This is a genomic window from Clostridium chauvoei, from assembly GCF_002327185.1.
GTDB classification, from domain to species: domain Bacteria; phylum Bacillota; class Clostridia; order Clostridiales; family Clostridiaceae; genus Clostridium; species Clostridium chauvoei.
Map to the genome: position 1 here is coordinate 459,827 of NZ_CP018624.1, position 12,531 is coordinate 472,357.

General features: G+C 27.2%; 7 protein-coding genes and 1 pseudogene. 4 read left to right on the forward strand and 4 right to left on the reverse strand.

The features are described 5' to 3' along the window. The first annotated feature begins 91 nt into the window (after positions 1–91). From BTM21_RS02120 to BTM21_RS02130, 3 genes are all read left to right on the forward strand, one after another. A complete protein-coding gene (locus tag BTM21_RS02120; RefSeq protein WP_079481561.1) occupies positions 92–1,258 on the forward strand; it encodes a class I SAM-dependent methyltransferase in 1,167 nt (388 codons plus the stop codon). 128 nt (positions 1,259–1,386) lie between these two features. Further along, entirely contained in the window at positions 1,387–1,788 is a 402-nt protein-coding gene (locus BTM21_RS02125) for a GntR family transcriptional regulator (protein WP_079481560.1), read from the forward strand. Positions 1,789–1,796: 8 nt separating this feature from the next. Then, a complete protein-coding gene (locus tag BTM21_RS02130; RefSeq protein ID WP_021876369.1) occupies positions 1,797–3,176 on the forward strand; it encodes a PH domain-containing protein in 1,380 nt (459 codons plus the stop codon). 31 nt (positions 3,177–3,207) lie between these two features. Here BTM21_RS02130 and BTM21_RS02135 read toward each other — a convergent pair whose 3' ends face one another. Continuing rightward, positions 3,208–4,932 carry a S8 family peptidase gene (locus tag BTM21_RS02135; protein WP_096145318.1) on the reverse strand — a complete coding sequence of 575 codons (1,725 nt, stop codon included), beginning with the start codon at positions 4,930–4,932 and terminating at the stop codon, positions 3,208–3,210. Beyond that, complete coding sequence (locus BTM21_RS02140) at positions 4,925–6,742, reverse strand: S8 family peptidase (RefSeq protein WP_021876367.1); 1,818 nt, start codon at positions 6,740–6,742, stop codon at positions 4,925–4,927. Before BTM21_RS02140 ends, BTM21_RS02135 begins: the two co-directional genes overlap by 8 nt. A 140-nt stretch (positions 6,743–6,882) precedes the next feature. Here BTM21_RS02140 and BTM21_RS02145 point away from each other — a divergent pair, with 140 nt between their 5' ends. Continuing rightward, a complete protein-coding gene (locus tag BTM21_RS02145) occupies positions 6,883–9,780 on the forward strand; it encodes a DEAD/DEAH box helicase (protein ID WP_021876366.1) in 2,898 nt (965 codons plus the stop codon). A gap of 176 nt (positions 9,781–9,956) precedes the next feature. Here the strand turns inward: BTM21_RS02145 and BTM21_RS02150 are convergent. Then, positions 9,957–11,496: pseudogene (locus BTM21_RS02150) on the reverse strand (IS1182 family transposase). 115 nt (positions 11,497–11,611) lie between these two features. Beyond that, positions 11,612–12,475, reverse strand: coding sequence for a class II fructose-1,6-bisphosphate aldolase (gene fba / locus BTM21_RS02155; RefSeq protein ID WP_021876365.1), 864 nt, complete (start codon positions 12,473–12,475; stop codon positions 11,612–11,614). Between the last annotated feature and the right edge of the window lie 56 nt (positions 12,476–12,531).

A 12,531-nucleotide genomic window follows, 5' to 3' on the forward strand; every position in this document is an offset into this window, starting at 1 on the left:
TATAAATCTACTAAAGTATTTTAATTAATTGATTTGACATATATAATAATGTTATCATATAAAAAATTAAAAAATATAAGGTGTGTTAAATATGGAAGATTTAAAAAAAGCAATTCATGAAATTATAGAAGATAATATAATAAAAATAGTAGTTAGTAATAAAATGAATAAGGATGTTGAATATAATAAAATAAATTTTACATTAAAAGAAAACTCTAAAAAGAAAAATTATTATCAAGTTGAAAAGTATACTGATAAACAAGTTTTTCATGAAAATATTGAAGTAAATGAATTAGAAAAAAAGCTTGTAAAATATGTATCATCTAATTATAAGCAAGTAGGAGCTTGGTCAAAAGAAACAACATTTGATTTAAAAATATCTAAAAAAGGGAAAGTTCATTTAGGAAAGAAAAGAAGTAGTAATATAAAGCTTGTTAATAAGGGACATAATAAAGAAAAAAATTATATACTTAAAGAAGGGATGATAATAGAACCTCTTATAGATTTAGGTGTTTTTACAAAAGAGGGAAAAGTTATTAATTCAAAGTATGATAAATATAAGCAAATAAATAGATTTGTTGAAATTATCGATGATGAAATTAAAAAGAATGATTATAAAGAACTTACGATATTAGATTTTGGTTGTGGAAAATCTTACTTAACTTTTGTACTTTATTATTACTTTGTAGAAATTAAAAAAATTAATGTTAAAATGATAGGATTAGATCTTAAAGAATATGTAATTAAAAAATGTAATGAAATAGCTAAAAGATATAAGTATGAGAATCTACATTTTGAATTAGGAGATATAAATGGATTTAAATATAACAATAAAGTTGATATGGTAATTACATTACATGCTTGTGATACTGCAACTGATTATGCTTTATATAATGCAATAAAGTGGAATAGTAAAATGATCTTCTCAGTTCCTTGTTGTCAACATGAATTTAATTCACAGATAAAAACAGAGGATTTATCTATATTAACGAAGTATGGAATAGTACAAGAGAGAATTTCTGCACTTATGACAGATTCTGTAAGAGCTAATTTGTTAGAAGTATTAGGGTATAAAACACAATTACTAGAATTTATAGATATAGCCCACTCTCCTAAAAATATATTAATTAGAGCATCTAAAGCTAATATATCTAAAGATAAGAGATCTAAATCCTTAACAGAAGTTACTACTTTAATGAAAGAATTTAATTTAAACCCAACATTATTTAATTTATTGAAAAATGATAATTTAGTTTAATATTATAAGCATTACTATTTAAATGGTGATGCTTATTTTTTTATATATACATATAGGGGGTTATTTACAATTTGTATTGTTTGTATTATAATAAATAATACAAACAATACAAATAGAAGGTGAAATTTATGTTGATAAATTTAGATATGACTAGTACTGTTCCAATTTACGTTCAATTACGTAATGAAATTGTTATGGGAATAGGAAGAGGGGAGTTAGTTGCTGGACAGGGGCTTCCCACAGTAAGACAATTAGCAGAAGATATTGGAATAAATACTATGACTGTAAATAAGGCATATAATATTTTGAGGAATGAAGGATATATAGAAATAGATAGAAGACATGGAGCAAAAATAAATACTAATTTAGACATGAGTCAAGGATTTAAAGAGAAAATGGAACAAGAGCTTGAACTTATAATTGTAGAGTCAGGGCTTCGAGGTATTGGATATGAGGATTTTATTAAGATGTGTAAAGAGATATTTGGAAATATGGAAGGTTTAAAAGTTATTGAAAAAGAAGGGTGGTAGTATTCTATATGAGAATAATTTTATTATTTACAGGAGCAATTTTGTTAATTTCATTTTATATTAATAATCAATCAGCTGCTAAAAACAATAATAATATTTTACTTGGAGTAACAATGCCTTTTGAAGGAATTAAAAATAAAAAAGTATTAAAAATTATACTAGATTATAAAAATGAAAATATTAAATTTACTACTTTAAGTTTTGTAGTTCTTCTTCCTATATTATTTATGTCATATATTTCATTTCAATTTTTATATTTATTTTTATGGGTGTTAGTAATAATATATGGTAGTAATAGGGTATTTTTAAAATACAATTATAAACTTAAAGAGTTAAAAAGAAAGAATAACTGGTTTATATCAAAGAAATATTTATTAACTATAGACACTGAAGTTTCAAGAATGAAAGATAAAATGCCAATTTCATGGTTATGGTTTATTCCAAGTATAATTATTTCAATTATGCCTATAGGTTTTTCTTTAATTAATAGAAAAATACTAGGAACTCCTGATATTGTTATATCATTGACATCTATTATAACTACTGTAATTTTCATTATATTGCATAGAATATATTCTAAAAAAAGTACAGAAGTTTTTAGTGAAGATTCTAAGGTGAATTTAGCTTGTAATACAATATATAAAAGAACCTGGACTTTAGGATTTATTATAGCTGCAACTATTCAAAGTATAAGTTATTTATTAATATTTTTATTAACAATATTAGGGGAAATAAATATCTTATTATTTAGTTTAGTTGTTATCATACCTGTATTAATAATATTATTAGGTGTATATTTTATTAATGATAAGATACGAGTAGAAAAGAATAGATTAATTAGAACTTCTGAAAATCCAATATATGTAGATAATGATGAGTATTGGAAAAATGGTGAATATAACAATCCTAATGATTATAGAACTATGGTAGAAAAGCGAGTAGGTTATGGTATGACTTATAATATGGCGACTAAAAAGGGGAAAATAATGACTTATGGATCATATGTGTTTGGAATACTTATATCTGTTATTTTAATATTTATGTTTTTTATATTTGATTTTAGTAAAATTACTTTAACAATTAATAATAATTTAGTTAAAATATCTGCACCTATATATGGAACAACTTTTAATATTGAAGATATTCAGGATATAACTAAAGTAGATAATATAAATAAAGGTATTAAAACTAATGGGATTGGAACTGATAGATATAGTTTAGGTCATTATAATATAGATGATTATGGAAATTCATTGTTATATATATATTCTAAAAATCCACCGTATATAGTAATTAAACTTAAAGATAAAAATCTTTTTATTAATGGAAAAAGTAAAGATGAGACGGAAATATATTATAATGATTTAATAAATAAATGGAAACATTAATTAAAAAACGCACTTTTAAAGTGCGTTTTAACTATTCTAAATATTTAAATACTCCTATCATATCTAAAGTCCCATAACCCCATTCTGGGTTAGGATAAACATCATTCATTCTTTTTGATGTTCCTCTTGATAAATAAGTTCTTAGCTTTTGGGCATACATATCAGGATCGTTTCCATCTGTTATCCCCCATTGAAACATAAGTGCACTTGCACCAGCTACAACTGCAGCAGATACACTTGTTCCACTAATTATAGTAGTTTGATTATTTGGAGCTGTAGTTTTAGCATTTATTCCACCAGCAGCTATATCAATTCTATCTTTTATATCATTTAGAAATGACATTCCAGAGCTATTAACAATGTTATAGTTATTTTGATTATAGTTAGCTACAGTTATTATGAACTCAGCAGAACCAGGACCTGTAAAAGTACCATATGGGTCTGGGGAAGTAAATCTAGTATCACCTAAAGTAATTCCTTTTGGAAGAAGCCAAGCATTATAAGTTCCGTCTAAAACATAATCTCCAAATAATCTAAGTTTCCATGTTCCAGGTCTTAAATAACTCATATCTATAACTATGAGTTCATCTCCAGATAGTTCATCTGGTAAGAAATAAGTTACGGTAACAACAGTCTTTTCAAATATAAACTTATTAGTTTGTTGTTGATTTAAAAAAGCAGGAATAATCCCTGAATTTTCACCAGAGGCTGAAATTATTTCAAGAGACATTATATTAGGTTTATCTACCCAGATTTCTAATCTAAAAAACTTTTGCTTATCTGATATATATAATTGAATATCTTGAAAGTCACCTTTTTTTTCAATTCTTCCAGATGTATGTCCAGAAGTATCAGCTTCATTTCCAGAGCCAGTAATAATAGCTATTCCTTTATTATTAGAAATATCATTTATAAAATCTTCTAATAATCCATCACCTTTATGATTTCCAAAGGTAGTTCCAAGGGGAAGGTATATAACCATTGGTTTATTAACTTTTATTGCATATTCATATAAGTAATCTATAGCTAACATAATAGCAGTTCTATCAAAAATAGGAACTGTAGGAGTAAGGTATTTTTTTACAGCAACAGCTTCAATTAATTTTACCATTACAAACTCACAATCAGGTGCAGCACCTTTAAGTTCAGGATCTACTCCTGTTGCACCAATAATTCCAGTCATTGCAGTACCATGACCTATTTCATCTTTAGAAGGTACAATTTCATAAGGATTTTGACCAGAGTTAAAAGCTTTAATTGCAGTATTTATTCTTTGATTAGTATATATTGAACCAAAGGGAACTCCATCACTTAAATCAGGGGTGTTAATAGTTTGATCCCATATATTTAAAATTCTACTTGTTCCATCAGCATTCATAAACTCTTTATTTAAGTAATCAACTCCAGTATCAATAATTCCAACGATAACACCTTTTCCAGTTAGAAAAAAGGGAGGCTCTATTTGAGTAAGATTTATATTAGCTGCAACTATAGGGCTTAAACTTTGTAAAGTATAACCATAATATCTACTTATATAAACTATAGAAGGAAAAGGATTATTTTCAAGAGTAAATCTGTCATTAGGATCTTTAAGAGGCATTGATATAATAGCATATTTATTATTTATTACAGTTATATACATAGTTGATGAGTTTTTGGCATCAGCAACGATATCCCCTTGATATTCAACTATATAATGTATATAATTTTCATCACCAAATATAGCTGGTGGAGCATTAGAAAAATGTTTATTCATTTAAATTAACCTCCAGTTCTTTAGGAATCCGTATAAATAAATTATTAATATAATATTCAGTATAATTATCATAAGAGCGAAGATAAGATCTAGTGCCAGATAAAGTATTGAATATTCCAGCTACATCTAATTTTCCATATCCCCAAGATGGATTAGGGTAAACTTCATTTGGCTTTCTTGAAGCTCCTGTTATTAGATAATTTATTATTTTAGGTGAGTACATAGTAGAATCATTTTTATCTATAATTCCCCATTGTACAAGTAAAGCACAAACACCAGCTACTATTGAAGCAGCAACAGAAGAACCTGTAACTAAAGTAGTTGTATTATTTATATTAGTAGTCAGTATATCTATGCCAGGGGCAACTATATCAGGTTTAATAAAGTTGTTTAAGGGATAACCTTTTCCAGATTCAGAAACTATTGAGTCTGTTAAGTGGTTATAGTAGCCAACAGAAATTATTTTTTTGGAAGCAGAAGGCACAGTTAGAGTAACATATGGATCAGGGGATAAGAATTTTGTGCCAGCTGGTAATGTTTTTTCCGGAGATAGCCATATATCAAATCTACCATCTGTAACATATTCAGCTTTTAATTGGAATTTCCAAATGCCAGGTTTTATATCTGTAAATGATAAAATAATTACTTGAAGTCCTGTAATATTATCAGGAACAAAAAAGGTTATATCTAAGAATGTATTTTCATAAATAAATTTAATTTGCTCAACTTGATTTATTTTTGAAGGAATAAATTTAGAGCTTTGTCCTGAAGGGGAAATAACATTTAGAGCAAATTTATTTGGTTTTCGAACCCAAATTTTAAAAGAAAAGTTATTAAGAGCTTTAACGATTTTTAACTCTACTGTTTTAACTTCACCTACATTAGGTGTATATCCTGAAGCATGGAGATCAGCAGCTCCTTGATTCCCAGTAGAAGTAACTACAACTAATCCTCTATAGGATGCAAGTTCATTTATATACCGAGCAACTAATCCAGTACCATCATGGCTATAGTCTGAGGAGCCAATTCCAATGAGGATTATCATAGGTTTATTAATACTTATAGCATATCTACGTAAATACTCTAAGCCAGCCACAAATTCAGCGGTGTTATAAACAGGAACATTAGTAATTCCATTTAACATAAGATCACGCTTAAAAGTTGCAGACTCAGCAAGCTTTACTATTACAAAATTACAATCGTGTGCAATTCCTCTAATATCTTTATTATATCCACGAGCACCTACTATACCAGCCATTTGAGTACCATGACCATTAGTATCCTTAGAAGGAACAATAGAATAGGGGTCTTTACCAGTGCTTGAAGCATCTAAAGCTTTATTAATATCATTATTTGAATAAGTAGTGCCTATAAATACATTGTTATTAGAGGCATCGCTTACTATTGTTTGATCCCAAATAGACTCTATCCTTGTCGTACCATCTTCACGAATGAATTCTTTATTTAGATAATCTATACCAGTATCAACTAACCCAACTAAAACACCAGAACCAGAAAGGTTTAAGTTAGGATTTAATTTTATAGGTTCAATATTACTAGTATTTTCAGCAGAGGTAGATTGTAAAACAAACATATTTCTAAAATTAATAAATAAGATTGAAGGTACATCTTTTAAAAGTTGTTGTAATTGACCAGCTTTAACAGATACAATAGCAAATTTTTCAGTTAATACATCACCACAAGCATAAGAAATTTTTGAAATTTGTCCTAGAAAATCACCTCTATATTCAATTAAGTATTCATAATAATCGGGATTAGAATAAAAACTACATTGTTTTACATCTGTCATAGAAAATCACCTAATAATTAATATAATTTATGATATGAGATATTAAAGAAATGTGATAATACATATTTAAAGGATAGTATTGATTTAATAGCATATTTTAATATAAAATTAATTTATAATTTGGTATTTAAGGAGACAATATGAGAAAAGCTTTAGAAGATTTAATTACAACATCAACAGTAAAAGATTTAAATGAAATAGATATGAAGGAGATAATTGAAGAACAATATTTTGTGAAAAATAAGCTTATAGTAAATTCGAAAAAGGGAGACCTTTTAAAAGAATTAAAGTTAAGCTTACAGAAATGTAAGAATTTTTATTTTAGTGTAGCTTTTATTAATTTTAGTGGTGTACAGCTTCTTTTGGATTCTTTTAAAGAATTAGAAGAAAGAGGAGTAAAAGGTAAAATAATTACTTCTACATATTTAAATTTTACTGAGCCTAAGGCATTAGAAAGATTAAAGGGCTTTAACAATATAGATTTAAAGATATTTATAGCCGATAATGAAAATGGATTTCATACTAAGGCATATATTTTTGAGAATGAAGAAAATTATAAAATTATCATAGGATCATCTAATATTACGCAAAGAGCATTAAAAAGCAATGTGGAATGGAATGTTATGGTTATTTCTAAAAAAGAAACTGAATTTGTTCAAGAAGTTTTAGACGAGTTTAATTATTTATGGGGTGAAACATGTTTTATAGATAATGAATTTTTGGATAAATATAAGAGTTTTATAAATACAATAAAGCAAGGAGAAAATAAAAATTTAATTAATTTTAATGATTATAAAATAATTAAACCTAACTTAATGCAAGAGAAAGCATTAGAAAATTTAAAGAGGTTGAGGTCGTTTAAAGAAAATAGGGCATTAGTTATTGCAGCCACAGGAACAGGGAAAACATATATGTCTGCATTTGATGTAATGAACTTTAATCCTAAAAAATTATTATTCATAGTACATAGAGAAGATATTTTGCGTAGTGCAGCAAAAACATATATAAGTTTATGTAAAAACAAAAATATAAAGATAGGTTTTTATACAGGAAATATTAAAGATGAATCTGTTGAGTATCTTTTTGCTACCTCTCAAACTATGGAAAGACATTTAAAAAATTTTAAAAGAGATGAATTTCAATATATAATTATAGATGAGGCACATCATAGTACAAGTCCAACATATGAAAAAATTTTAAGTTATTTTTCCCCAAAGTTTTTATTAGGTGTAACAGCTACTCCAGAGAGATGTGATGATGGAAATATTTTTGAAGTGTTTGATAATAATGTTGCTTTAGAGATAAGATTACACGAAGCATTAGAAAATGATTTAATAGTACCATTTCATTATTTTGGAATAACAGATATTGAAAGTTGTAACTTAGATAAGGTGAATTTAGATAATATTTCAGAAGTATCTAAAAAATTGATGATAAATAAAAGAGTAGATTTTATAATAGAAAAAATGAATTTCTATGGTTTTGATGGAGAGTATCAAAAGACAATAGGGTTTTGTATAAGTAAAGAACATGCAAATTATATGGCAACTGAATTTAATAAATACGGTATAGAAAGTATTTCATTAACCGGAGATGATTCAATCAATAAAAGAGAAGAGGTTATAAAAAGGATTCAAGATAATAATGATCCATTAAAAGTTATATTTACAGTAGATATTTTTAATGAGGGGGTTGATATACCAGCTATTAATCAAATATTAATGTTAAGACCAACTAATTCACCAATTGTATTTATTCAGCAGTTAGGAAGAGGGCTAAGAAAATATAGTGATAAAAATTTCTTAACTGTTATTGATTTTATTGGTAATCATAATAAGGCTTTTTTAATAGCATTAGCTTTAAAAGGTAGCAGATATTATGATAAAGATAGTTTAAAGGTAGCTGTTTCAACTGAGTTTATAGACATACCAGGATGTACTAATATACAAATGGATAGAATATCAAAGGAAAGGATATTAGAACAATTAAATACTGAGAATTTTAATAGTTTAAAATATCTTAAAGATGAATATAATGAATTTAAAGCACTTATAGGAGGAAAGATTCCTTATAGCTTAATGGAGTATATAAAATATGATGGAGCACCAGATCCACTCAAATTTATAAATTATCAAAAAACATATCAGGGTTTTTTAGCTAAGGTAGAAAAAAATTCCAGTATAGAGGAAGTCTTAATAGACAAAGAATTTTTTAATATCCTTAAAGAATTTTCTAATAAGTTACCAATAAAAAGACCATATGAATTTGCAATAATAAAGTATTTGATTAATCATAGCAATATAACAGTAGAAATTGCTATAGGGCAAATATCTAAATATTTAGATTCAGTAAATAAAAATACAATTCTACATAGTTTTAAAACATTAAATCAAGATTTTTATGATTCAGCACAAAAAAATAATAATATTAAGTTATTTAATTATGAAAATAATACCTTGATTAAATTATTGCCATTTGAGAGAATATTACAAAATAAACAGTATAGATGTATAATTGAAGATTTAATAAATTATGGACTTGTTAGATATGAAAAACAATTTGGAAGTAAAAATTACGGAAATCCTTTTTTAAAATTATATGAGCAATACCAAATGGTAGATATAGCATTATTATCAAACTATGAAAAAATCCATAGTTCCTTTAGAGGATCAGGACTTATAACTAATGGACGAGAGTATTTTTTATTTGTAGATTTACATAAGGAGAAGTCAATTAAAGAAAGTATAAATTATAAAGATGAATTTATAGATAATAAAAACTTTCAATGGCAAACTCCCAATAGTACTTCTAAAAGTTCAGAAAGGGGAAAAAATATAATTTTTAATAAAGAAAGAGAAATTAATCTACATTTGTTTGTTAGGAAATATAAAGAAATAGATAAAGTAACACAATCTTATATTTATATTGGAAAGAGCAATAGTATTAATTATAAGGGAGAAAAACCAATTACAATTAATTTAGAATTAGAAAATAAAGTACCTGAAAACTTATATATTGAGCTTACAAAAAAAGTTTAATTTTAAAATATATTATAAATAAAGGGGCTGTCGCATAGCGGGTAAAAAAATCCGCTAGCGATAGCTCCTTTTCTATATTTTTATAAAATTTATTACACATTTTATAATATAAATAAACTCTATTTAAAAATAGACGCACTTTAATAAAGCTAATAAAAAAGACTTAAAAAATTTAACTATAAAGCTTCTTTTAGCTCAAATAAATGCTTACCAGTTCGGTTAGATTGTATTTTGTTATGTAATTTATTAACATTATGAGCCATAGCAATTAGGATGCATACTTCTATTCATTCTAAGTAAGATGCATTCATCAGTAATAATTCTTTCTAAATCTTCTTTTCTTTGACGATTAAACTTTTTTGAAGTTTCAAGTTTCTTAGTTCTTTCCCCCAATGGAATTTTAGAATTATTTCCTTTAATACATTTACTCTTAAAGCTACAATTACTACAGTCCTCACATGAATAAATTGTTTTTTCACTTTCATATCCTGTTTTAGATTTCTTGAACTTTATACCATTGACTTTTAGAGTCTTACCATTCTGGAAAATAAATAAATCATTCTCAGCGTCATAATCCATATTTTCTATTCTGCCAATATCATTCTTATACTTTCTTGTCTTTGATATTTCATAATTAGAAGGTTTAATAAATGCTATTTGATTATTATCCTCAATAAATGAGTAATTCTCTTCACTTTCATAGCCAGCATCAGCAACTATTTTTGAATATTTAAAATTTAGATGCCATTCCATACTTTTTAAAAAGGGTATTAATGTAGTAGTATCTGTTGGCTGTGGTCCCACAGTAAGCCACGAAATATATTCTGCATCAACACCGTGTTGTACATTATAAGCAGGTTTAAGTTGACCATTTTTCATAGAATCTTCTTTCATTCTCATAAAAGTAGCGTCATTATCTGTTTTTGAATAACTATTTCTTTCTCCGCAGGTGTATACTTTTTGGTTATATTCTTTGAATTTTGAAAGATACTCTTCAAGCTTCTCTATAGATTTTTGAAGTGGTGATTTTCTTTTACCACATCCGTGGACGAATTCAATAGTTTCAATTTTCTTTAATTCATAAAGCCTTTTCTTTAGCTTTTTTACGTGCCTCATTTGAACTTTATTTTTATAAATCAATTTAATACCATAAAGTTCTTCGCATTCTTTTACAAGGTCGGCTATTTTTGTTAATAATTTAGCCATGTTTTTTGTCACAGCTTTTTTCCAAACGAATGTATATTTATTTGCATAAGCTTCTATTTTAGTACCATCAATAAATATTGATCTGCCTGATATTTCTCCAATCTCATAAAGAAAATTAGACATTTCAGCCAATATCTTTTCAGCACATGGAGCAAAATGTAAACTTCTAAATCTTGCAAATGTTGAGTGATCCGGAGCAGATGCCCCTTCGAGTAAAAACATAAAATTTATATCTCTAAGACATGCTGTTTCTATATCTCGTGAAGAATAGAAACCATTCATATATCCATAAAGCACAATCTTTAACATGTTCGTTGGCGATACTTGATTTTCTCTTATTTTAGAATAAGTAGAATATAGGTCAGTTAAATCCATCTCCTCTACAAACTGACTTAGTAATCTCACCGAATCATTTTCTGGAATTATGCAATCTATATCAAAAGGAAGTTTTAATTGATAAAACTTTCGATTTACAGTATAATTTTGTTGTAAAATATTTTTTAGTTGCATAAAAAACATTTTACCATAAATCCTAAACTATTGAGTTTGGGATTTATTTTTTTTTTGCATCAAAAAGGAGCTGTGCACTATTATTTAGTGCGACAGCCCCTTTAGTTTAATAGAATTAAGCTTGGTTAATTGAACCGAATAATTCCATTTTTTCTTTAACGATATCTTTTATAGCTTCAAATCCTGGAGCCAATAGCTTTCTTGGATCGAATCCTTTTCCTTGAATATCTTTACCAGCTTCTATGTATTTTCTAGTAGCTGCTGCAAATACTAATTGACATTCAGTGTTAACGTTGATTTTTGAAACTCCTAATGATATAGCTTTCTTAATCATATCTTCAGGGATTCCAGTACCACCGTGTAATACTAATGGCATAGTTCCAGTAGCTTCGTTTATTTTAGCTAATGCATCGAAGCTAAGTCCTTGCCAGTTTTCTGGATATTGTCCGTGAATGTTTCCGATACCAGCAGCTAACATAGTAACTCCTAAATCAGCTATAGCCTTACATTCAGCAGCGTCTGCGATTTCTCCAGCACCTACAACTCCATCTTCTTCTCCACCAATTGATCCAACTTCAGCTTCTAAAGAAATTCCTTTTTCAGCAGCAAGTTTAACCATTTCAGTTGTCTTTTCTATATTTTCATCTATTGCATAGTGTGATCCATCAAACATGATTGATGAGAATCCAGCTGCCATAGCTTCTTTAGCTCCTTCATAGCTACCGTGATCTAAGTGTAATGCAACAGGAACAGTGATTTTTAATTCTTCCATCATTCCGTTAACCATTCCAACTATAGTTTTGTAACCACACATATATTTACCAGCACCTTCTGATACTCCTAAGATAACTGGTGAGTTGTTTTCTTGAGCAGTTAATAAAACAGCTTTAGTCCATTCTAAGTTGTTGATGTTGAATTGACCAACAGCATATTTACCTTCTCTAGCTTTGTTTAACATTTCTTTTGCTGAAACTAACATGGTATACCTCCGTATAAATATATTTTTTAGGGTTTAATAAAAAAATATATTTTAAA